The organism is Rhizobium sp. Rhizsp82, from assembly GCF_047325115.1.
Classification (GTDB): domain Bacteria; phylum Pseudomonadota; class Alphaproteobacteria; order Rhizobiales; family Rhizobiaceae; genus Rhizobium.
The window spans coordinates 1,009,874-1,033,436 of the sequence record NZ_CP168570.1 but is presented as its reverse complement, the minus strand read 5'-3'; the positions used below and the strand labels follow the sequence as shown (position 1 = coordinate 1,033,436).

Genomic DNA, 23,563 nt, shown 5'->3' with positions numbered 1-23,563 from the left:
CCCGCCATGACGGTTATCGACGCAAACCGGATGCACGAGATCGAGGCGCGCTATCCCGAATATTTCCATCGTTCATTCCGCCAGCGCTTCGGCGGCCTGCTCGCGGTCATCGCGACGCTGCTCTATGGCATGTATGCGGTCTGGTTCTTCGATCTGCCGAAGCTGCTGGCCGAGGCCCATTGGGAGCGCGTCGGCATTTATATGAGCCAGTGGGTGAGCTACGACGTTCAGCCCGAATTCCGCATTCAGGAAGACGGCTCGATCGAGACCCGCTATCCGCGCTTCTCGCCGCTCGGCGATGATCCGCATCCGGATTGGGTGAAGAACGAGCCCGGCAGCGTCACCGTCTTCGTCAGCGGCACGAACCGCACTGTCGTGGTCACCAAGGCGATGACGACGGTGACGGCGCATGGCATCAGCGTTCCCGTCGACCTGTCGTCGGGCCAGCCGAAGGTCGTCGGTGAAGTGCCCTCCTGGATGACTGTCTATGACGACAACGTGCTTGCCGACCTTGGCTTTGCCGGTGATGTCAGCATCGCATCGGACCGCGTGAAGGTGCGTAAGCGCTTCCTTGGATGGGCGAACTTCGTCTTCGACACGCATTCGCCGTTCTTCGACAAGCCGGCCAGTGAAGTCGCCAGCTTGATCGTTTCAGGTCCGCGTCTCGACCCCAGCCAGTCGAACCTGTCGCTTGCCTTCGACAATATCTGGAACAACTCGGCCTGGCAGCATGGCGACGTCTGGACCAAGCTCTTCCAGACGATCGTGATGGCCTTCCTCGGCACGCTGCTCGGCTCACTGGCGGCCTTCCCGCTCGCCTTCCTTGCCGCCCGCAACATCACGCCGAACCGGTTTCTGAACCAGATCCTGAAGCGCTTCTTCGACTTCCTGCGCTCGGTCGACATGCTGATTTGGGCGCTGTTCCTGACGCGCGCCTTCGGCCCTGGCCCGCTTGCAGGCTCCGGCGCGATCTTCCTGACGGAGACCGGCACGCTCGGAAAGCTCTATTCCGAAGGTCTCGAAAACATCGACAACAAGCCGCGCGAAGGCATCAAGTCGACGGGCGCCTCGACGATGCTGGTCCATCGCTACGGTGTCATGCCGCAGATCGTTCCTGTGATCGTCAGCCAGACGCTCTACCAGTGGGAATCGAATGTTCGTGGCGCGACGATCATTGGGGCCGTCGGTGCCGGCGGTATCGGCCTCAAGCTCTGGGAAGCGATGCGCACGAATTCCAACTGGGAAAACGTCGCCTACATGGTCATCCTGATCCTGATCGTCGTCTTCCTGTTCGACATGGCCTCGAACGCACTGCGCCATCGGCTGATGGGCACCAAGACGCATTAAAAAGATGATGGCGCCACGGCGTCATCATCATTCTGTCACGGGAATCTTTTAGCCGGAAGCAAGCTTGCAGTCCGCGGTCAAATCACTGACATTGCGACCCCTGCCTCAGACATTTTTCCGGGATAAGACCTTTGCGATACGCCCTCTATTTTTCGCCGCCGCAGGATGATTCCCTGACGCGCGCCGCTGCAGAATGGCTCGGCCGCGATGCCTTTTCTGACGAAACTTACCCGGCTCCCGAAGAGCCCGGCCTGCCCGGCGCGGAGCAGTTCGAGCTGACCGCCGATCCCCGCCGCTACGGCTTCCATGCGACGATCAAGGCACCCTTCGCGCTTGCCGCTTCGGTGACCGAAAAGGATCTGATGGCTGTGGTCGAGGATTTTGCGGCGCGCACGCCGGCCTTCGAAATCCCCGAGCTCGTGCTCGGGCAGCTCGGCCGCTTCTTCGCGCTCGTTCCCGGCTCGCTGCACCAGCCGCTTCAGGATTTCGCCGCAAGCGTGGTAAAGTCCTTCGAGCCGTTTCGTGCCGCCCTTTCGGAGGCCGACATTGCCCGGCGCAAACCCGAGAAGCTGACGGAAAGCCAGCGCGCCAATCTGATGCGCTGGGGCTATCCCTACGTCATGGACGACTTCGGCTTCCACATGACGCTGACCGGGCAGGTTCCCGAGGAGCGCTCTGCGCTGATGAAATCGATCCTGGAAAAGCGCTTTGCCGCCTTCACCGGCCGGCCGCTTCCGATTTCCGGCATCGCCGTCTTCACCGAGGAGACGCGCGGCGCCCCATTCAAGGCTCATAGCTGGCTGCCGCTTGCCGGCGCCAAACGCTGAAAGACGACACAATGACCAAAGAAACCGTTTTTTCCAATGCACGCATCGTTCTCGAGGACGAGATCGTCAACGGCTCGCTGCTGATCCGCGACGGCAAGATCGCCGATATCTCCGAGGGCAATTCCGTCGCGGGCGAAGACTTTGAGGGCGACTACCTCATTCCGGGTCTGGTGGAGCTTCATACCGACCACCTCGAAGGCCACTACTCGCCGCGCCCCGGCCTGCGCTGGAACATGACGGCGGCGATCCAGGCACATGACGCGCAGATCGTCACGTCGGGTATCACCACGGTTTTCGACTGCCTGCGCATGGGCGCCGATGAAGACGGCGGTTTTGACCATGGCGAGATGCGCGGTATGGCTGACGCCATCCAGAAGGCCGAGCAGGAAGGCCGCCTGCGTGCCGAGCACCTGCTGCACCTGCGCTGCGAAGTCTCGGCCGACAACGTGCTTGAGCATTTCGCCGATTTTGAAAACGATCCCTATGTCCGCCTCGTCTCGCTGATGGACCATGCACCGGGCCAGCGTCAGTTCCAGACCATGGACCAGTACATCTTCTATTACCAGAAGAAGCGCGGCCTCTCCGACGAGGCCTTTGCCAAGTTCATCGAGAAGCGCCTTGGCGAATCCGCCCGCAACTCGACCCCGCACCGCATTGCCATTTCCAAGGTCTGCAACGAGCGCGGCATCACCATTGCCAGCCATGACGACGCGACCATGGAACATGTCGACGAGGCGATCGAGAACGGTGTTCGTCTGGCGGAATTCCCGACCAGCTTCGACGCCGCCAAGGCTTCGCACGAGCACGGCATGAGCGTTCTGATGGGCGCGCCGAACATCGTGCGCGGCAAATCGCATTCCGGCAATATCGCTGCCCGTGATCTCGCCGAGCGCGGCGTTCTCGATGTTCTCTCGTCCGACTACGTGCCGCTCAGCCTGCTCTATGCGCCGTTCATCATCGCCGACGAGGTCGAGTCGATCTCGCTGCCGAAGGCGATCGCCATGGTCACCTCGACCCCGGCCCGCACGGTCAGCCTCGACGACCGCGGCCGCATCGCAACCGGCCTGCGCGCCGATCTCGTGCGCGTATTCCGCGACGAGGGCGTTCCGGTGACGCGTTCCGTCTGGCGCGAAGGGCGCCGTGTCGCATGAACCCGTCGCACGAACCCCACATCGTTCCGGGCACCGAACACGGCATCATGGTCGTCGTCGTCGGACCGAGCGGCGCCGGCAAGGATACGCTGATGGCGCTCGCCGCCCAGCATTTCGGCAGCCGCCCCAATGTTCACTTCGTCCGCCGCGTCATCACCCGTGACGGCGATGCCGGCGGCGAGGATCATCTCGCCGTTTCCGAAGCCGGATTCGCATCGATGGAACAGTCCGGCAGCTTTGCCGTCTGGTGGGAAGCGCATGGCCTGAAATACGGCATTCCGGCTGAGGTGTCGGTTGCGCTCTCGAAGGGGCACTTGGTGATCGCCAATGGCTCCCGCTCGGCGCTGCATCGTTTCCACGCTGCCTTCCCGCGGCTGAAGGTGATCAATGTCACGGCGCGTCCGGAAGTGCTCGCCGGCCGCCTGGAAGCGCGTGGCCGCGAAACGCACGAAGACATCATGGCCCGCCTCGCCCGTGGTTCGCTGACGGTGCGCGGCGACTATGACGTGATCAATCTCGACAATAGCGGGTCTCTGGCCGAAGCCGAGCGCAAGATCATCGACACGATGAACGGTTTTCTGGCGGAAGTCGCCTGACGGAGAGAGATCATGGCCATCGTCGTCCTGCCTTATGATGACAGATGGCCCGAACTCTTCGCACAGGTCTGCAGTGAGCTTGCGCCGGTCTTTGCGGGACTGGCGCCGGCTTTCCACCATGTCGGTAGCACGTCCGTTCCCGGTCTCGCGGCAAAGCCGAAGATCGACCTGCATGCCGCCTTCGCGGATCTGGCGGCCGTCGCCGCAGCGGTCGAGCGGATGCAGGCCGTTGCCGGCTACACCTATCACGGCGACAAATACGGCGATCAGAGCTGGACCTTTACCAGCGGCAAGGGATCGTATGGAGCGCGACTGTATCTCTGCACGCTGGATAATCACGTGCTCCGCGACCGTATCCTGTTTCGCGACTATCTCAGGACCCATCCCGAGCGGGCCTATGCCTATGCCGCACTAAAGCTGCGACTGATGAGCGAGGCCAATGACGATTGGGATTATTATACCGGCAGCAAAACGGAATTCGTTCGCGAGACCGTGCGGCTGGCGCAGCTGTAAGGTTTGAGGGGCTTCCCCCCTCAAACCCTGATCCTTATTCGCCCTCGTTCCGGGCCGAGACGATCTCGCGCTTGCCGACATGGTTTGCCGGGCCAACGAGGCCTTCCTTTTCCATGCGTTCGACGAGCGATGCGGCGCGGTTATAGCCGATGCCGAGGCGGCGCTGGATGTAGGAGGTCGAGCACTTCTTGTCACGGAGGACGACCTTGACGGCCTGCTGGTAGAGCTCGTCGCCATCCTCGGCGCCCATGGCGCTCTTGTCGAAGACGGCGCTGTCTTCGGCTTCCTCTTCGTCCTCGTCACCTGCCGTGACCGTATCCAGATATTCCGGACGTCCCTGGGTCTTCAGGTGGGCCACGACCTTCTCGACCTCGAGGTCCGAGACGAAGGGGCCGTGGACGCGAGCAATGCGGCCGCCGCCCTGCATGTGCAGCATATCACCCTGGCCGAGCAGCTGCTCGGCACCCTGTTCACCGAGGATCGTGCGGCTGTCGATCTTGGACGTCACCTGGAAGGAGATGCGGGTCGGGAAGTTCGCCTTGATCGTACCGGTGATGACGTCGACCGAGGGACGCTGGGTGGCCATGATCAGGTGGATGCCCGCGGCACGCGCCATCTGCGCCAGACGCTGGATCGCGCCTTCGATGTCCTTGCCGGCGACCATCATCAGGTCAGCCATCTCGTCGACGATGACGACGATGTAAGGCATCGGCGTCAGGTCGAGTTCCTGCTGCTCCTCGATCGGCGCACCGGTGCCCTTGTCGAAGCCGACCGGGACCATGATGTGGATCGTCTCATCCTTCTCGCGGGCCTGCGCCACGCGGCCGTTATAGCCGTCGATATTGCGCACGCCGAGGCGCGACATCTTGCGATAGCGCTCTTCCATCTCGCGAACCGCCCATTTCAGCGCCATGACGGCCTTCTTGGGGTCTGTAACGACAGGGGTCAGCAAATGCGGGATGCCGTCATAGACGGAGAGTTCCAGCATCTTCGGATCGACCATGATCAGGCGGCACTGTTCCGGCGACATGCGGTAGAGCAGCGACAGGATCATCGTGTTGATGGCGACCGACTTGCCCGAACCCGTGGTACCGGCAACGAGCAGATGCGGCATCTTCGCAAGTTCGGCGATGACAGGCTCGCCGCCGATCGTCTTGCCGAGGCCGAGCGCCAGCTTGTAGCTGCTCTTGGCGAAATCCTGGCTTTCGATCATCTCGCGGAAATAGACGGTTTCGCGCGTCTGGTTCGGCAGTTCGATACCGATGACGTTGCGACCGGGAACGACGGCGACGCGAGCAGAGAGGGCTGACATCGAGCGGGCGATGTCATCCGCAAGGCCGATGACGCGCGAGGACTTCACGCCCGGTGCAGGCTCGAATTCATAGAGCGTGACGACTGGACCCGGGCGGACATGAATGATCTCGCCCTTGATGCCGAAATCTTCGAGGACACTTTCCAGCAGGCCGGCATTCTGTTCCAGCGCTTCCTGCGTCATGATCTCGCCCAGCCGTTCGGGCGGCTGCTGCAGCAGTTCGTTCGGCGGGAATTCGTAGCCGGATGCGTCGACCTTGGCAGCTACGGGCTTTGCAGCGGCAAGACGCGGCGCCGGCATCGTCACGGGCGCGACGGCGGGCGTGCGGACCGGGATCGGCGCGATCGGCTGTATGCGGGCTTCTACCGGCACCGGCTGCGGCGCGGGAGCGGCGGCCTCAACTGGCTTTGCCACGGGCGGAGCGACCACGAGGGCTGGCGCGACAGGCTGCGGTGCCACGGCGACGGGCGCTGGTGCAACGGCGATTGGAGCGACGACCGGGGCCGTCTCGGTGCGCCGATGCGGGTGCCATTCCATGACACGGAAACTGGCGATGATCGACTCGGGCGATACCTCGACCCTCGGCATCGGAACCGGCTGGAACTGCGGCACGGCGGGCACGGCGCCATCTTCGAAAGCCATGACTTCCCAGAAGGCGAAATCCGAAATCGACGCGAGCTCACCGGCTGCGTGATACGGCTCAGCCGCGACGGGCGCTTCGGGGAGCGGTGCGACCTGAACAGGTGCGGCAGGCTGGACCGGTGTGCGGACGATCGGCAGCAGCGGCGCCCGGGTCGGCTGAACCGGAACGCGGGCAACAACAGGCGGTACCGGCGTGCGGACGATGGGCGCGGGCTGCGGCGCGTGGGTGTGGGCGTCGAAGGGTACGTCGACGACGATCGGCGTGCGGCTCTCGGCAGCCATAGGCGCCTCGTCCATGTATGGCGCGGGCTCATCCAGCTGCGGGATTTCGGGCGGGGTACGGCGCAACAGGTTTTCCGGCGTGCGGGTGAACCGGACGTTCGGCGCCAGGGAAAAATTGCTCTGCCAGATCGGCGCCGACGGGCGCTCGCCTGCACCCTCTTCAGCGTCATGCACGTCAACTTCCGCGGAAAACTCCGCGGCATCCGTCAAGTTCGTTCTGGGAAAACGCATACGACCTGCTGCTCACTCAAATTACCGACCTGAACGGATTAGAAAATGAAGGTTAATAAGTTCCTTCCGTCGGCACTAAAATTGCGCAGGCATTTCGCCCTTAATGTAGCGAAATCAGATACTTGTCTCTTTAAGAAAAATCTTCGGGAAAGTTGGACGAAGCGCTTAGTGCGCTTCATCCCAGTTGCTAGCCGCGCGCGCATCAACCTTGAGCGGAACGCGCATTTCGAGCGCCGGCATGGTGGCGTTTTCCATGACCGAGACGATGATCGGCATGGCCTTTTCAACCTCTGCGTCCTCGACTTCGAAGATCAGTTCGTCGTGGACCTGCAGCAGCATGCGCACGCGATCGCCAATACCGGCCTCGGCAAGCGCCGGTTCCATCTTGATCATGGCGCGGCGGATGACATCGGCGGCCGAGCCCTGGATCGGCGCGTTGATCGCAGCTCGTTCGTTGAAGGCACGGACGGAGGGATTCGAAGAACGGATTTCCGGGTAATTGATTCGCCGGCCGAAGATCGTCTCGACGTAGCCCTTGTCGCGCGCCATCTGCTTGCGGCTGTCCATGTAATCGCGGATGCCGGGGAAACGCTCGAAATACTTCTTGATGTAATCGCCTGCTTCCGAGCGCTCGATCGACAGCTGGTTTGCCAGACCGAAGGCGGAAATGCCGTAAATGATGCCGAAGTTGATCGCCTTGGCGCGGCGGCGCACTTCGCTCGGCATGCCTTCGACGGGCACGCCGAACATTTCCGAAGCGGTCATCGCGTGGATGTCCACACCATCGGCGAAAGCCTGCGTCAGCTGCGGGATATCGGCAACGTGGGCGAGCACGCGTAGCTCGATCTGGCTGTAGTCGGCCGAGATCAGCTTGTGGCCGGGCGTCGATATGAAGGCGGTGCGGATCTTGCGGCCTTCGGCGGTGCGAACCGGAATGTTCTGCAGGTTCGGTTCCGACGACGACAGACGGCCGGTCGTGGTGGAAGCCAGCGAATAGGAGGTGTGCACACGCTTGGTCTGCGGGTGGACATATCCCGGCAAGGCATCGGTATAGGTCGATTTCAGCTTGGTGAGCTGACGCCAGTCGACGATCTTGCGCGGCAGTTCGAAACCGGCGGCGGCCAAGTCTTCGAGGACACTTGCCGAGGTCGACCACTGGCCGGTCTTGGTCTTGGTGCCGCCCTCGAGGCCCATCTTGCCGAACAGGATGTCGCCGAGCTGCTTCGGCGAGCCGATGGTGAAGCGCTCGCCGGCGAGCGTGAAGATCTCGTCTTCGAGACGCGCAGCACCCTGCGCCAGCTCGCCGGAGAGACGCGACAGGATCTGCCGGTCAACGGTGATGCCGCGCTCTTCCATATTGGCGAGCACCGGCAGCAGCGGGCGCTCCAGGCGTTCATAGATCGTCGTCAGCTTGTTGGCCGCAAGCCGCGGCTTCAGCACCATCCAGAGCCGCAGCGTCACATCCGCGTCTTCGGCGGCATAATGCGTGGCCTTGGCGATATCGACGAGGTCGAAGGTAGCGTTCGACTTACCGCTTCCGGCAACGTCCTTATAGGCGATCGGCTTGTGGCCGAGGAACTTTTCGGACAGCGGGTCCATGCCGTGCGCGCCGGTACCGGCGTCGAGCACATAGGAGATCAGCATCGTGTCGTCGAAATTCTTCGTCTCGACGCCGTAGCGCTTCATCAGCAGGTAATCGTACTTCAGGTTCTGGGCGACCTTCAGGACCGATTCGTCCTCAAGCAGCGCCTTCAGCCGCGGCAGCGCATCGCGCATCGGGATCTGATTTTCGGCGAGCCCGCCGCCCAGGAGATCGCCGAAACCCGTCTTGTGGCCGATCGGCACATAGGCGGCGCGGATCGACACGCCGGTCGGATCCTTGGCATTGTCGGCAATCGCCAGCGAGAAGCCGACGAGCTCCGCCTGCATCGCATCAAGCGACGTCGTCTCGGTGTCGAAGGCGACGAGGCCGGTTTCACGGGCGGCGGCAATCCACTGGTCGAGCGTCGCGAGATCGCGGATCGTCAGATAGGTCGAATGATCGAAGGGCAGCGATGCGAAGGCGGCAGCTCGCTGTGCGGCGAGATCGTCAGGCACGAAGCTGCCTTCGACGGCGGCAGCCTTGGCCTTCGCGGGCACCGGCACGGCAGCGCCGGCAACCTCGGGAATGCCACCGGCGACGGGCGCGGGCTCGGCCGCATCGAGATCGGGACCATGGGCCTTGTCGCCCCATTCGACCTGGACATCCGTCGCGTCGATGGCGCTGGCGTCGCATTCGCAGGCCTCGGCGACACGGCGCGTCAGCGTGGTGAACTGCATGGCCTTCAGAAAGCCGATCAGCTTCGGGCCGTTCTGCGGCTCGAGCACCAGATCCTCAACCTTAAGCTCCAACGGAACGTCGAGACGCAGACGGACGAGCTCTCGGGAAAGACGCGCCTTGTCGGCATTCTCCATGATCGTCTGACGGCGTTTTTCCTGCTTGATCTCGTGGGCGCGCTCGAGAAGCGTGTCGAGATCGCCATACTCGGCGAGCAGCGAGGCTGCGGTCTTCGGACCAATGCCGGGAATTCCCGGCACATTGTCGACGGAATCGCCGGTCATCGCCTGCAGATCGATCATCTTTTCCGGCGGCACGCCCCATTTCTCGATGACGTCAGGAATGCTGATCTGCTTGTCCTTCATGCTATCGTACATGTGGACATTCGCCGTCACCAGCTGCATCAGGTCCTTGTCCGAAGAGACGATGGTGACATCGGCGCCGATCGCTTCAGCCTGACGGGCGTAGGTGGCGATGATATCGTCGGCCTCGAAACCTTCGGTCTCGATGCAGGGTAGATTGAAGGCGCGCGTCGCTTCACGGATCAGGCCGAATTGCGGAACAAGCTCCTCGGGCGGCGCCGAGCGGTTCGCCTTGTAGGCGTCATAGAGGTCCTTGCGGAAGGTCTTCGAGGAATAGTCGAAGATGACGGCCAGATGCGTCGGCGTGACGCCCACGGACGTGTCGCGCGCATCCGTCAGAAGCTTCCACAGCATGTTGCAGAAACCGGAGACGGCGCCCACCGGCAGACCGTCTGATTTGCGGGTCAACGGCGGCAGCGCATGGAATGCGCGAAAGATGAAGCCCGAGCCGTCTACGAGGAAGAGATGATCGCCTTTTTTCATGGCAGCATGGATAGCGTGGAGGCCTCGCGAAATCCATATAAAGTTCTGTTGCGTTTCGGATTCAGCCCTTCACCGAACTGTTACCAATTTGTAATCGGCGGCTTATTCGCCTTCCCTTGAAAAACCACATTCCGGATCACAATTCAGAGTCACCGGCGTTTGATCGCGCCGAGGGTTTGGTGACCGGCTTGTCCCCCGCCGCATCAAACTTGGACAAAGGCCTTATCCCCCTCTCCGGGCCTTTGTCCCCATTTTTGAGCCGCCATGGTCCACCTCCTGACCATGGCGGCTTTGTTTTCTGTATCAATGGATAAATCTGAAGCAAAAAGGCCACTTTTGATCCATCGCATGCGATTTGTTGCATTGTTTCAGTCCGGCTTTTGGGCCTAACTACAATCATGGGATTTAATCGGATGGATTCGGGAGCCTACCTTGCCAGCCAGCTGGCGAAGGGTTTTGCTCGCTCGCTGCAGCAGCGCGCGGGGCGGCTCGGATTTTCGCCCGGGCAGTTTCCGATCCTGCTCGAACTCTGGGCCGAAGACGGGCTCACGCAGAAGCAGCTTCTCGAGCGGGTAGACATCGAGCAGGCAACGATGGCGAACACGCTGTCGCGCATGGTGCGCGACGGTCTGATCGAACGGCGCCCCCACCCGAGCGACAAGCGGGCACAGCTGATCTTCCTGACGCCGAAGGCACAGGCGATGCAGGACGAGGCCGTCGATACGGCCCGCGAGGCGGATCTCGCCCTGTTCGACGGCTTCAAGACCTTCGAACGCGAGCTGATGCTGGAATACATCCGGCGGCTTCTGGAAAACGCCAAGAAAATCTGACGTCAGCTCTGACGGGCGGTAGTCCGCTGGAGCTTCAGCACCTCGGTTCCCGCATGAGCCGAGAGATAGCTGTCACGCGCCGCCTGCTTGATGCTCGGCTCGATATCCGGCTTGCCGAGCAGCAGGCCCTGGACCTGGGCGCAGCCCTCTTCCATGACGATCCGGCGCTGCACCTCGGTCTCGACGCCTTCGGTGACCACGGGCATGCCGAGGCTATGGCCGAGACCGATGATGGCACGGACGATGGAGCGCGCCGCGGCATCATGTTCCAGCGCGCCGGTGAAGCTGCGATCCACCTTGATCTTGTCGAAGGGGAAGGTCCTGAGGTTGCTGAGCGAGGAGAAGCCGGTGCCGAAGTCATCCATGACGATGCGCACGCCGAGCTCGCGCAGCCTGACGAGCGTTGCCATCACCCGGGCGCGGTCGCGCACCAATGCGGCCTCGGTGATCTCAAGTTCCAACCGCTGCGGCGCCAGCGCCGTCTCGGCAAGAATGCCGGCTATCTGATCATAGAGATTGGGCAGCATGAACTGCACCGGAGATACATTGACGGCTATCGATAGCGGATCGGGCCAGCGCGCCGCCTCGGTGCAGGCCTGCCGGAGGATCCACTCGCCGAGCTGCACGATCGTGCCGCTCTCCTCGGCGATCGGGATGAAGATGTTCGGCTCACTCATGCCATGTCCCGGCCGGTTCCAGCGCATCAGCGCCTCGTAGCCGCTGATCTGATCGGTCTTGGTGTCGATGATCGGCTGGTAGCTGACATGGATCTGGTTGCGGATGATGGCGTGGCGCAGATCATTCTCGATCTGGCGGCGGGCGCGCACCGCTTCATCCATCTCGGCATCGAAGAAGCAGGCGCTGCCGCGGCCGGCATGCTTGACGCGGTAGAGCGCGGTATCGGCATTGTTGCAGAGATCTTCGGCCGACTTGCCGTCGGACGGGTAGAGCGCAATGCCCATGCTGACGCCGACGGCGGTGGGATCGCGTGCGGTATCCATGGCGGCGGTGAATTCATCGAGAATGCGGCTTGCAAGCCTGCGGGCCGCTTCCGGCTGCTTGCCCGGCTGGATGATAGCGAACTCATCACCGCCCAGGCGGGCAACCGTTTCGCCATCGGCGGCGCAGCGCTTGAGGATCGCCGCCACCTTGCAGAGGATGCGGTCGCCTTCGGCATGGCCGAAGATATCGTTCACCGCCTTGAACCGGTCGAGATCGAGGCAGAAGACGGCGACCTGGCCGCGCTTACGATGCGCCACCTGCAACGCCTGACGTATGCGGGTATCGAAGAGCGAGCGGTTCGGCAGATCTGTCAGCACGTCGTGATGGGCGAGATGTTCGATCATCTCTTCGGCGCGTTTTCGCTCGGTGAGATCGCGGATGACAAGAACCTCGCAGCCGCGGCCGCGATAGACGATCTTCTTTGCGGCAACCTCGACAGAGATTTCAGTCTCATCCCGCGCAATCAGCAGCATCTCGCGGTGACCGTCGTCTCCAGTGCCGTGCGGGATGAGGACGATATCCGGGACGTTGCCCTGCAGCTCGGCAAACTTCCAGCCGGACAGTTCCTGAAAGCGCTCGTTGGCATCGATGATCCGGCCGTCGCGCAGGATCAACAGGCCTTCGAGCGAGGCGTTCGCAAGGCCGCGCAGATCGGTCAGATGGCTTTCGAGGAAGACAGCACAAAGCGCGACGAGGATCAGCGCGGTCGAGACGGCCATGACGACGGCTGCGAGCACGTCGGTGGCGATCGCCATGCCGGCAACGTCCTTGGTGGGATCGGGCACCAGCACGATGCCGCTCATCGAGGTGAAATGCAGGGCGCAGATCGAAAGAACGAAAATCAGCGACGAGGCGACGATCCGCCTGGTGCCGCTGAACTTGAAGAAGGCGAAGAACGCGAGTGCGGCGAGCGCGGCACCCGACAGAACGGCGGCGAGCGTGACATAGGGATCATATTCGATCGTTGCCTGCGCCTCGATCGCCTGCATGCCTGTCAGGTGCATGGCGGCAATCGCCAGCGCCATCAGCACGCCGCCGGAAGCAAAGGAATAACCGCTGGTGCCTTCCGAAGCGATGAGGATGGCGCCCCAGGAGCCGACGATCGCCAAGACGACCGAGAGACTGGTGAGCCACAGGCCGTAGCTGATCGGCAGGCCGCCGTCATAGGCGAGCATGGCAATGAAATGCGTCGCCCAGATGCCGATACCGCAGGCGAAGGCGGATGCACCGATCCAGACCCGCCGCTGACCGGCGTCGCATTCCTGCGCCCTGGAGAGGAGCAACATGGTGGCGAGACTGCCGACCAGGCAGACGACGGCTGCAGCGCCGACCAGGCGCCAATCGTGATAATCCCTGATGCAAGCGATCACTGAAAACATCGGCCACCTCACCCTGTTTCCAGCCAAACTAGGTTGCGTTTGCTAAATAACCGTAAATTGCATTAGCAGTTTCTGTTTCTCGATTTACTCGATATAGGACACATATGCCTGAAGCCGCGCCTTTCCTCTAGGGGCGCGCAGGCAGGGTCTTTTTTCTCCTCGAAACCGCCCGGTCTTTGGTCTATCGTCCGGCCGAAATTTCAAGAGGAGTCGGAAATGACTGACGTCACCCCGGTGCTTTCGCGCGCCGACCAAAATCTCAATTCAAGCCTCGAAAAGCTGTTCGAACTCCTGCGGATCAAGTCGATCTCGACCGATCCGGCCTATAAGGCGGATTGCCGCAAGGCGGCCGAATGGCTGACGGCCTATCTCAAGACGCTCGGCTTCGAGGCCTCGGTGCGCGATACGCCCGGCCACCCGATGGTGGTCGCTCATCACGCCGGCGCGACGGCGGATGCGCCGCATTTGCTGTTCTACGGTCACTACGACGTGCAGCCGGTCGACCCGATCGAGCTTTGGGAAAACGACCCATTCGAGCCGGCGATCAAGGATGCTGGAAACGGCCGCAAAATCTTGACGGGCCGTGGCACGGCTGACGACAAGGGCCAGCTGATGACCTTCGTCGAGGCCTGCCGCGCCTACAAGGAAATCAACGGCGCGCTTCCCTGCCGCGTGACGATCCTGTTCGAAGGTGAAGAAGAATCCGGTTCGCCGTCGCTGAAGCCGTTCCTCGAAGCCAATGCTGCCGAGCTGAAGGCCGATTACGCGCTCGTCTGTGATACCAGCATGTGGGATCACGAGACCCCGGCGATCGCCGCCGCCCTTCGCGGTCTGGTCGGCGAAGAGGTGGTCATCACGGCCGCCGACCGCGACCTGCATTCCGGCCTGTTCGGCGGTGCGGCTGCAAACCCGATCCATATCCTGACGGAAGCGCTTGCCGGCCTGCACGACCAGACGGGCCGCATCACGCTCGAAAACTTCTACGAAGGCGTCGAGGAGACGCCTGCCAATATCAAGGCATCCTGGGAAAAGCTCGGCCAGACGGCGGAAACCTTCCTCGGCCAGGTCGGCCTCTCGGTACCGTCGGGCGAAAAGGGCCGCTCGGTTCTCGAGCTCACCTGGGCCCGGCCGACGGCAGAAGTGAACGGCATCTGGGGCGGCTATACCGGCGAAGGCTTCAAGACCGTGATCGCGGCCAAGGCTTCGGCGAAGATCTCGTTCCGCCTCGTCGGCAAGCAGGATCCGGCGGCGATCCGCGAAAGCTTCCGGGCCTATATCCGCTCGAGGATCCCGGCCGATTGCTCGGTCGAGTTTCATCCGCACGGCGCCTCACCGGCAATCCACCTGTCCTACGATTCGCCGGTCATCACCAAGGCGAAGAACGCGCTCTCGGACGAATGGCCGAAGCCGGCCGTCGTCATCGGCATGGGCGGATCGATCCCGATCGTCGGTGATTTCCAGAAGATGCTCGGCATGGAATCGCTCCTCGTCGGTTTCGGCCTTGCCGACGACCGCATTCATTCGCCGAACGAGAAGTACGAGCTCGCCTCCTATCACAAGGGCATCCGTTCCTGGGTGCGTATCCTTGAGGCGCTCGCCTGAGACAGAAAGGCGCGCAGCTCGAAAGAGCGCGCGCCATCCAGACAGACAAAAAGGCCGGCGAAAACCGGCCTTTCGTCATCTGCTTCGCTTCGGTGCCAGTACATCCGTGGTCAAGGAGGAAGCAGATATTGCAGCCAGACTGATCCCGAAAGGTTAACAAACCATTAAAGGCGTTCCGCCTGTCGGGACCGGAAACCGCCGGCGTCTTGCGCCGTTTGCCGTCTCCAGGCTGCTATCCGTTGATCCCTATATCGGTATCGAGCGCCGACGTTTCAAGAGGCAACCGGACCATTCCTCGTTCAACCTGCATTCATCGGTCAACAGCTACAAGTCTTTGAAAGACAAAGTGAATGAACGCCGGCTGATAAAAGCCGGCAAGCGCTCTAGCTATGTCTGAAGCTGGCAGGAAGCCAGATGCAGAAACTTCAGGCGACGGTTTTGCCGCGCCCAATTAGGGAGTTGAAACGTGAGAAACACCCTTCTCAAGATCGCGGCTGCAGGCATGCTTTTGCTCGCTCCCGCAATCGCACAGGCGGCCGAGGGCTTCGCCACGGCGAATGTCAACATGCGCGCTGGCCCGAGCACCGGATACCCGGCCGTTGCCGTGATCCCGGCCGGCGAATCCGTCGAGATACATGGCTGCCTGGCCGATGTTCCCTGGTGCGACGTCGAGTTCTATGGCGGGCGCGGCTGGGTCGCGGGCCGTTACGTTCAGGCGCTCTACCAGAGCCGCCGCGTCTATGTCGGCCCCGAGTATTACCGGCCGCTCGGCATCCCAACCGTCGTCTTCAGCGTCGGCAACTATTGGGACCGCTACTACCGCAATCGCGATTTCTATCGTGACCGTGACCGCTGGCGCCGTGGCCCGGATTTCTACCGTCCGCCGCCGCCACGCGATTTCGATCGCCGTCCGGACTTCGACCGCCGTCCTGATTTTGACCGGCGTCCCGATTTCGACCGGAGGCCAGATTTCGACAGGCGCCCCGACGCGCTTCGACGTCCCGACTTCAACCGCGATCAGGATCGGCAGCGCGACTTCAATCGCGATAACGACAACCGCAGGCAGGATGCCGATCGCGATCAGAACCGCCGTCCGCCGTTCAATCAGCAGCAGGACTTCCGCCGCGACAACAATGACGGAAACCGCGACCGCGGCAATTTCGAGCGCCGGGGCAACGACGATAACGGCCCGCGCGTCATTCGCCGCGGCGACGGCAACAACAACGATCAGGGGAATGATCGCCGCAGACCGCCGCGCGGCGCCTGCCAGCCGGGCGATCCGAACTGCAACAACTGAACCGGAGGGCGGCAGAAATGCCGCCCTTCTTCTTTCCTTGATGGCGAAGACGAAAAAAGCCCGGCGCTCCGAAGGAGACACCGGGCCTGATTTCGATCGGCGCGTGTTGAGGGGAGACGGCCGATCATGAGCGGAACGTGAGGGGCTGTCCCGCTGCAGAAGAAACAGCCGGGACGCCTAAAGGTTCCAAATTACCAGATAACGACGCTCTTATGCGTCGACACGAGATCACGCATGGCGGCGAACGGGCCGTGAAGCATCTTCAAACGGCTCTCTTCCATCTTGGTAAGGCGGTACTGTCGAGCGAATTCGGTGACGCTCCAGATTTCCCGCAGACGGGTTTCTTCGATTCTATTGAGATCTATGCTCATAACAAAAATGCCTATGCATTACGCTTATTGCTTTTTTCTTGGGCGCAACATGGCGGCATATATGTCAGTTTTGTGACATGCGCAACGAATGGCAGCCATGCATAAAAGCGGGGGCTGCCGGCGCGTCAAATCGCCTTCGCCAATAATGTTAACGCCCCCTTAAACCGCCGTAATTACAATTCAATCGGGTAGCTCCGCGACGGCGAATTTGGCGCGGGCGGCAGAGGGTGCGACCGGTCCGGAATGGCAGGCAGAAGCAGATCACGCGACAGAATTGAACCGTCCTTCAGCGGCCGGGAGCGCCGTGAAGACGACGAGGACGATTTCGCGCTCGATGACGAAGACCGCATCGACGGCCGCCGTGGCGCGAGACGTGCCTCCCCGCCACCGAAATCCTCATCCCGAAGCCGCGCCCCGGAGCGCAAACGCCGCGACCGGCGCGAGCCGCCTGAACGCGAGGGCGGCGGCCTCTTCGCTCTGCTGCGCCGGATGATCTACTGGTGCATCGTGCTCGGCATCTGGGCGGGCATCGGCCTTGCCGGCGTGGTCTTCTACTATGGCTCGCGCATGCCGAGCGCCAGCACCTGGTCGATCCCGGAACGGCCACCGAACGTCAAGATCACCTCGGTTGATGGCAGCGTCATTGCCAATCGCGGCGCCACCGGCGGCGAAGCGCTGCCGCTCGAGCAGATGTCGCCCTACATTCCGCAGGCGATCGTGGCGATCGAGGACCGCCGCTTCTATTCGCATTTCGGCGTCGATCCGATGGGCCTTGCCCGCGCCTTCGTCAACAACCTGACTGGTCAGCCGATCCAGGGTGGCTCAACGCTGACGCAGCAGCTTGCCAAGAACCTGTTCCTCTCGCCGGACAGAACGCTGGAACGCAAGGTGCAGGAAGTCCTGCTCTCCTTCTGGCTGGAGCAGAAATACAGCAAGGATCAGATCCTTGCGATGTATCTGAACCGCGTCTATTTCGGCTCGAACGCCTATGGCGTCGAGGCCGCTGCCCGCCGCTATTTCAACAAATCGGCCCGTGACGTGAACCTTGGCGAGGCAGCGCTGCTTGCCGGTCTGGTCAAGGCGCCGACGCGGCTCTCCCCGGCGCGCGATCCGGAAGCCGCCAATGCCCGCGCCCAGGTGGTGTTGCAGGCGATGCGCGATCAGGGCTATATCACCGACGACGAAGTCAAAACCGCGATGACGCAGACCCCTGCCAAGGCCAAGAGCTATTGGTCGGGCGCCGGGCAATATGTCGCCGACATGGTGATGGATGAGCTGCCGGGACTGATCGGCGGCGACGTCAAGGAAGACGTCATCGTCGACACGACGATCGACAAGGGCCTGGAAAAGAAGGCAGATCAGGCGCTGAACGACATCCTCTCCAAGGAGGGCGTGAAGCTGGCGGCGTCGCAGGCTGCCCTCGTTTCGATTGACGGCACCGGTGCGATCCGGGCGCTTGTCGGCGGCAAGGACTATGCGGAAAGCCAGTTCAACCGCGCGGTCAAGGCCAAGCGCCAGCCGGGCTCGTCCTTCAAGCCGTTCGTCTATGCGGCGGCACTCGAGAAGGGGCTGACGCCTGCTTCCGTCTTCAACGACGCACCGATCCGTATCGGCAACTGGACGCCGGAGAATTACGAGAAGAAATACAATGGCGAGGTAACTCTGGCGACAGCGCTGGCGAAATCGCTGAACACGGTCGCGGCCCAGCTCGTCATGTATGACGGCCCGGATCAGGTGATCAAGCTTGCCCACCGGCTCGGTATCGAGAGCGAGCTGCAGCCGAATGCCTCGATCGCGCTCGGCACCTCGGAAGTATCGCTGGAAGAGCTGACAGCCTCCTACGCCGCCTTCATGAACGGCGGCTACAAGGCGACGCCGCATGTCATCCGCCGCGTGACGACCGCCGAGGGCAAGGTTCTCTACGAGAACACCTACGACAATCCGCCGCGGGTGCTTTCCGAGACCATCGCCGCCAACATGAACGCGATGATGATGGGCACGATCGAATTCGGCACAGGGCGCAGCGCCAGAATCCCCGGCTGGCAGGCAGCCGGCAAGACCGGCACGACGCAGAATTCGCGCGATGCGCTGTTCGTCGGCTTTACCAGCAACCTGACGACAGGTGTGTGGTTCGGCAATGACGACGGCACGCCGATGAAGAAGGTGACTGGCGGCGGGCTACCGGCCAAGGCCTGGCAGGAATTCATGATCGCCGCTCATAAGGGGCTGTCGCCCGCGCCGCTCTTCGGCAACGGCCAGTTCGTCACCGATCCCAATACGATCGGCAACCAGCCGATGGCCCAGAACGGCGAACCGCAGCCGATGCAGGAACAGCCCTCGACGATCGGCGGCATCATTTCCGGCGTCTTCGGTGGCGGCTCGGCAGAGCAGTATCCGCCGGCACCCGTGCAGCAACAGCAGACTGCCGGTGGCCCGATGCCGCCCGGCGATATCGGCCCGGACGACGGCTATGACGGCGATGTTCCGCCCGGCGATGTCGGCCAGGACCAGCCGGTCCATCAGGGCCAGCCGAAGCGCACGACGCTGCTTGATCTGATCATGGGACAGTAGAGCCAGAAAAGGACGATCTGCAACGCGCAGTTACGCTGCCTTGCGCCTGAAAACCTTTGTTTTCCGGCTACTGTAAAAATTGAAGGCAACACGCTCGTTTTGCTGGATTTCGGGCTATTTCTCGCCTTGCAGTCCAGAAAACCGCTCCTTATATACGCCGCATCACCGCAATCACGATTGCGTTAGTTCGAAGACCCCCATCCCGTAAGGGGCTGTCAGGGAAATGCCTTACCAAGGGTTCCGACAGCTTGCTTCAAGGAGTAAATGACATGGCAAAAGTAATTGGTATCGACCTCGGAACGACAAATTCCTGCGTCGCTGTCATGGACGGCAAGGACGCAAAGGTCATTGAAAATGCGGAAGGCGCGCGTACGACCCCTTCCATGGTGGCATTCTCCGATGACGGCGAACGCCTCGTTGGCCAGCCGGCAAAGCGCCAGGCGGTCACCAACCCCACCAACACGCTCTTCGCAGTAAAGCGCCTCATCGGCCGCCGCTACGACGATCCGACCGTTGAAAAGGACAAGAGCCTCGTTCCTTTCAAGATCGCCAAGGGCGATAACGGCGACGCGTGGGTCGAAGCTCAGAACAAGGGCTACTCGCCCGCTCAGATCTCCGCGATGATCCTTCAGAAGATGAAGGAAACCGCTGAATCCTACCTCGGTGAAAAGGTCGAGAAGGCCGTCATCACCGTTCCGGCCTACTTCAACGACGCGCAGCGCCAGGCAACCAAGGATGCCGGCCGTATCGCTGGTCTCGAAGTGCTCCGCATCATCAACGAGCCGACGGCTGCTGCACTCGCTTACGGCCTCGACAAGAAGGACGGCAAGACGATCGCCGTTTACGACCTTGGCGGCGGCACGTTCGATATCTCCGTTCTGGAAATCGGCGACGGCGTCTTCGAAGTGAAGTCGACGAACGGCGACACCTTCCTCGGCGGTGAAGACTTCGACATGCGCCTCGTCGAATATCTCGTTACCGAGTTCAAGAAGGACCAGGGCATCGACCTGAAGAACGACAAGCTCGCTCTGCAGCGCCTCAAGGAAGCTGCCGAAAAGGCGAAGATCGAACTGTCGTCCTCGCAGCAGACCGAAATCAACCTGCCGTTCATCACGGCTGACGCTTCCGGTCCGAAGCACCTGACGCTGAAGCTGACGCGCGCCAAGCTCGAAAGCCTGGTCGATGATCTCGTCCAGCGCACCGTCGCTCCGTGCAAGGCAGCCCTCAAGGATGCCGGCGTCACCGCGGCCGAAATCGACGAAGTCGTTCTGGTCGGCGGCATGAGCCGCATGCCGAAGGTGCAGGAAGTCGTCAAGCAGCTGTTCGGCAAGGAGCCGCACAAAGGCGTCAACCCGGATGAAGTCGTCGCACTCGGCGCCGCCATCCAGGCCGGCGTTCTCCAGGGCGACGTCAAGGACGTTCTGCTTCTCGACGTTACCCCGCTGTCTCTCGGCATCGAGACCCTCGGTGGCGTCTTCACCCGTCTGATCGAGCGCAACACCACGATCCCGACGAAGAAGAGCCAGACCTTCTCGACCGCCGACGACAACCAGCAGGCCGTCACCATCCGCGTTTCGCAGGGCGAGCGCGAAATGGCACAGGACAACAAGCTGCTTGGCCAGTTCGACCTTGTTGGCCTGCCGCCGGCACCGCGTGGCGTTCCACAGATCGAAGTCACCTTCGACATCGACGCGAACGGCATCGTGCAGGTTTCGGCCAAGGACAAGGGTACCGGCAAGGAACAGCAGATCCGTATCCAGGCTTCCGGTGGTCTGTCTGACGCCGACATCGAGAAGATGGTCAAGGACGCGGAAGCCAATGCTGAAGCCGACAAGAAGCGCCGCGAAGCTGTAGAAGCCAAGAATCAGGCCGAAAGCCTTGTTCACTCGACGGAAAAGTCGCTCAAGGATTACGGTGACAAGGTTTCCGAAGCCGACCGCACCGCGATCTCCGACGCGATCGCTGCCCTGAAGTCCTCGATCGAGGCTACCGAGCCCGATGCAGAAGACATCAAGGCAAAGACCCAGACGCTCATGGAAGTGTCCATGAAGCTCGGTCAGGCTATCTACGAAGCGCAGCAGGCCGAAGCCGGCACGGCTGACGCGTCTGCAGGCGATGACAATGTCGTCGATGCCGACTACGAAGAAGTCAAAGACGACGACCGCAAAAAGTCCGCGTAATCCGCGGCAAAGCGGTTATGCTCACCAGTGTGATCCGGCTGCCTAACGGCAGCCGGAAATCCATTTTCGGGGTTTAAATTGGCAAAAGCGGACTTTTACGAAACTCTGGGCGTCGCCAAAACGGCGGATGAGAAAGAGCTGAAAAGCGCCTTCCGCAAATTGGCAATGAAGTATCATCCGGACAAAAACCCGGACGATAAGAGCGCCGAAGTCAAGTTCAAGGAAATCAACGAAGCCTACGAGACGCTCAAGGACCCGCAGAAACGCGCGGCCTATGATCGCTATGGTCATGCAGCCTTCGAACATGGCGGTATGGGACCGGGTGGTGGCGGCGGCTTTGCCGGCGGCGGCGGCTTCTCCGATATCTTCGAGGACATTTTCGGCGAGATGATGGGCGGTGGCCGCGGACGGCAGCGCTCTTCGGGCGGTCGCGAACGCGGCGCCGATCTTCGCTACAACATGGAAATCTCGCTGGAAGAATCCTTCTCCGGCAAAACGGCGCAAATCCGGGTTCCGACCTCGATCACCTGCGACGTCTGTTCCGGTTCGGGCGCCAAGCCAGGCACGCAGCCGAAGACCTGCGGCACCTGCCAGGGGTCCGGTCGCGTGCGCGCTGCACAGGGCTTCTTCTCGATCGAGCGGACCTGCCCGACCTGCCATGGCCGCGGCACGATCATTCCCGACCCGTGCACCAAGTGCCATGGCCAGGGCCGTGTGACGGAAGAGCGCTCGCTCTCGGTCAACATCCCGGCTGGCATCGAAGACGGCACCCGTATTCGTCTGCAGGGCGAAGGCGAGGCAGGAACGCGCGGTGGCCCGGCGGGCGACCTCTATATCTTCCTGTCGGTCAAGCCGCATGAGTTCTATCAGCGCGACGGAGCGGACCTCTATTGCGCCGTGCCGATCTCGATGACGACGGCCGCGCTCGGCGGCACCTTCGATGTGGCGACACTCGACGGGACGAAATCGCGGGTCACCGTTCCCGAGGGAACGCAGGCCGGCAAGCAGTTCCGCCTCAAGGGCAAGGGCATGCCTGTGCTGCGCTCCAGCCAGACGGGTGACCTCTACATCCAGATCCAGATCGAGACGCCTCAGAAGCTCTCCAAGCGCCAGCGCGAGCTTTTGCAGGAGTTCGAGCAGCTGTCCTCCAAGGAGAACAATCCTGAGTCGACGGGCTTCTTTGCCCGGATGAAGGAATTCTTCGAGGGCTGAGTCAACACTCATCAGACAATCGAAAGCCGGTGGCGCTCCCACCGGCTTTTTTGTTGCCTTAGACCGGTTGTCGGATGCGGCTCTGATAGTGTTTGGGGGCACAGCCCATCGCCCGCTTGAAGGCGGCGCTGAAGGCGCTCTCGGATTCGTAGCCGACCGACAGGGCGATCTCCGCAAGCCGCGTGCGCTCCGGCGAGAGCAGTGCACGAGCCGCAAGCCGCATGCGCCATCGCAGCAGATAATCGAGCGGCGGCCAGCCGACCAGCGCCTTGAAATGAAGCGCGAAGGCCGTTCGCGACATGCCGGCCTCGCTGGCGAGCTGCTCCAGCGTCCAGCGCCGTGCAGGCTCGGCGTGAACCGCTCTCAGAGCTCTGCCAATCCGCGGATCATTCAGCCCCTTCAGCCAGCCTGGTGCCCCCTCGCCTTCGCTTGCCATATGCAGGCGCAGGGCGTTGACGAACAGGATGTGGCCGAGATGCTCCGACATCAGCGCGCCGCCGGGGCGCATCTCGGTGAGTTCCTTTGCCAGCTGCTTCAGCGTCCAGCGCAGCGTTTCCGCCTCGTCGGCAGCAGCCGGAATATGCATCACCGCCGGCAGGGCGCCTGTCAGCAGCACCTGATGGCTGGCATCGAACATCAGACGGCCGCCGACCAGGAAGGTGTCGTCATGCGGTCCATGCTGCGCGACGCGGGTTTTCAGATCGACGAAGATCGTCCGGGCATCGGTACCAGGGAACTCGAGGTCGGTTCCGAGCCAATAGGGTTGGCCGGTCAGCAGGTAGCAATCGCCCTCCTCCAGCTTGAAGGGCTGCGGCTCGCCGGAGACGCGCAGCCAGCAGCCGCCGCGGGCGACGGCACCGAACTTGATGCCCTCATAGCGGCGCGGAAAGTCGAGCGCCCAGTCGCCGCCGGAGACGACTCCGTAGGTCTCGACGCTTTTCGGCTGCAGCAGGGCTAGGATATCGGAGAGCGGATCCATATCTGAACGATCAAGCAAGAAATCGGAACTTTGTTACATGGATCATCCCGAAACCGCAATCTATATCCGGCTGTGTT

Annotated in this window: 16 protein-coding genes; 12 read left to right on the top strand and 4 right to left on the bottom strand. The window is 62.0% G+C overall.

Annotation, left to right across the window (positions count from 1 at the left end):
- Positions 1 to 6: 6 nt before the first annotated feature.
- From phnE to ACEN84_RS09680, 5 genes are all read left to right on the top strand, one after another.
- The gene (gene phnE, locus ACEN84_RS09700; protein WP_413710712.1) at positions 7 to 1,347 is read left to right on the top strand and encodes a phosphonate ABC transporter, permease protein PhnE; all 1,341 of its coding nucleotides are present in this window, start codon (positions 7 to 9) and stop codon (positions 1,345 to 1,347) included.
- 131 nt (positions 1,348 to 1,478) lie between these two features.
- Positions 1,479 to 2,174: a DUF1045 domain-containing protein gene (locus ACEN84_RS09695; RefSeq protein ID WP_413710711.1), complete on the top strand. Its 696-nt coding sequence runs from the start codon at positions 1,479 to 1,481 to the stop codon at positions 2,172 to 2,174.
- An 11-nt stretch (positions 2,175 to 2,185) separates the two neighbouring features.
- Complete coding sequence (locus ACEN84_RS09690) at positions 2,186 to 3,325, top strand: alpha-D-ribose 1-methylphosphonate 5-triphosphate diphosphatase (RefSeq protein WP_413710710.1); 1,140 nt, start codon at positions 2,186 to 2,188, stop codon at positions 3,323 to 3,325.
- Entirely contained in the window at positions 3,322 to 3,921 is a 600-nt protein-coding gene (gene phnN, locus ACEN84_RS09685) for a phosphonate metabolism protein/1,5-bisphosphokinase (PRPP-forming) PhnN (protein WP_130279371.1), read from the top strand. Before ACEN84_RS09690 ends, phnN begins: the two co-directional genes overlap by 4 nt.
- 12 nt (positions 3,922 to 3,933) lie before the next feature.
- A complete protein-coding gene (locus tag ACEN84_RS09680) occupies positions 3,934 to 4,434 on the top strand; it encodes a GrpB family protein (protein ID WP_413710709.1) in 501 nt (166 codons plus the stop codon).
- A gap of 34 nt (positions 4,435 to 4,468) precedes the next feature.
- On the opposite strand, the gene ACEN84_RS09675 is transcribed toward ACEN84_RS09680, so the two are convergent.
- Both ACEN84_RS09675 and polA read right to left on the bottom strand, forming a co-directional pair.
- Entirely contained in the window at positions 4,469 to 6,901 is a 2,433-nt protein-coding gene (locus ACEN84_RS09675; RefSeq protein ID WP_413710708.1) for a DNA translocase FtsK, read from the bottom strand.
- A gap of 165 nt (positions 6,902 to 7,066) precedes the next feature.
- Positions 7,067 to 10,063 carry a DNA polymerase I gene (polA, locus tag ACEN84_RS09670; protein ID WP_413710707.1) on the bottom strand — a complete coding sequence of 999 codons (2,997 nt, stop codon included), beginning with the start codon at positions 10,061 to 10,063 and terminating at the stop codon, positions 7,067 to 7,069.
- A 413-nt stretch (positions 10,064 to 10,476) separates the two neighbouring features.
- Between polA and ACEN84_RS09665 the strand changes: the two genes are divergently transcribed.
- Positions 10,477 to 10,893: a MarR family transcriptional regulator gene (locus ACEN84_RS09665; protein WP_112714154.1), complete on the top strand. Its 417-nt coding sequence runs from the start codon at positions 10,477 to 10,479 to the stop codon at positions 10,891 to 10,893.
- Between the two features lie 2 nt (positions 10,894 to 10,895).
- Here the strand turns inward: ACEN84_RS09665 and ACEN84_RS09660 are convergent, their stop codons facing one another.
- The gene (locus ACEN84_RS09660; protein ID WP_413710706.1) at positions 10,896 to 13,274 is read right to left on the bottom strand and encodes an EAL domain-containing protein; all 2,379 of its coding nucleotides are present in this window, start codon (positions 13,272 to 13,274) and stop codon (positions 10,896 to 10,898) included.
- Between the two features lie 216 nt (positions 13,275 to 13,490).
- Here ACEN84_RS09660 and ACEN84_RS09655 point away from each other — a divergent pair, with 216 nt between their 5' ends.
- From ACEN84_RS09655 to dnaJ, 6 genes are all read left to right on the top strand, one after another.
- Positions 13,491 to 14,876, top strand: coding sequence for a dipeptidase (locus ACEN84_RS09655; RefSeq protein ID WP_413710705.1), 1,386 nt, complete (start codon positions 13,491 to 13,493; stop codon positions 14,874 to 14,876).
- Between the two features lie 466 nt (positions 14,877 to 15,342).
- A complete protein-coding gene (locus ACEN84_RS09650; protein WP_413710704.1) occupies positions 15,343 to 16,173 on the top strand; it encodes an SH3 domain-containing protein in 831 nt (276 codons plus the stop codon).
- Between the two features lie 212 nt (positions 16,174 to 16,385).
- Complete coding sequence (locus ACEN84_RS09645) at positions 16,386 to 16,649, top strand: hypothetical protein (RefSeq protein WP_413710703.1); 264 nt, start codon at positions 16,386 to 16,388, stop codon at positions 16,647 to 16,649.
- Positions 16,650 to 16,787: 138 nt separating this feature from the next.
- On the top strand, positions 16,788 to 19,115 hold the full coding sequence (locus ACEN84_RS09640) for a transglycosylase domain-containing protein (RefSeq protein ID WP_413710702.1): 2,328 nt from the start codon (positions 16,788 to 16,790) through the stop codon (positions 19,113 to 19,115).
- A gap of 269 nt (positions 19,116 to 19,384) precedes the next feature.
- Complete coding sequence (gene dnaK / locus ACEN84_RS09635; protein WP_112714166.1) at positions 19,385 to 21,295, top strand: molecular chaperone DnaK; 1,911 nt, start codon at positions 19,385 to 19,387, stop codon at positions 21,293 to 21,295.
- Between the two features lie 78 nt (positions 21,296 to 21,373).
- Positions 21,374 to 22,507 (top strand): molecular chaperone DnaJ, encoded by a 1,134-nt coding sequence (gene dnaJ / locus ACEN84_RS09630; protein WP_112714168.1) that lies wholly within the window; start codon positions 21,374 to 21,376, stop codon positions 22,505 to 22,507.
- A 58-nt stretch (positions 22,508 to 22,565) separates the two neighbouring features.
- On the opposite strand, the gene ACEN84_RS09625 is transcribed toward dnaJ, so the two are convergent.
- Entirely contained in the window at positions 22,566 to 23,504 is a 939-nt protein-coding gene (locus ACEN84_RS09625) for an AraC family transcriptional regulator (protein ID WP_413710701.1), read from the bottom strand.
- Positions 23,505 to 23,563: the final 59 nt, after the last annotated feature.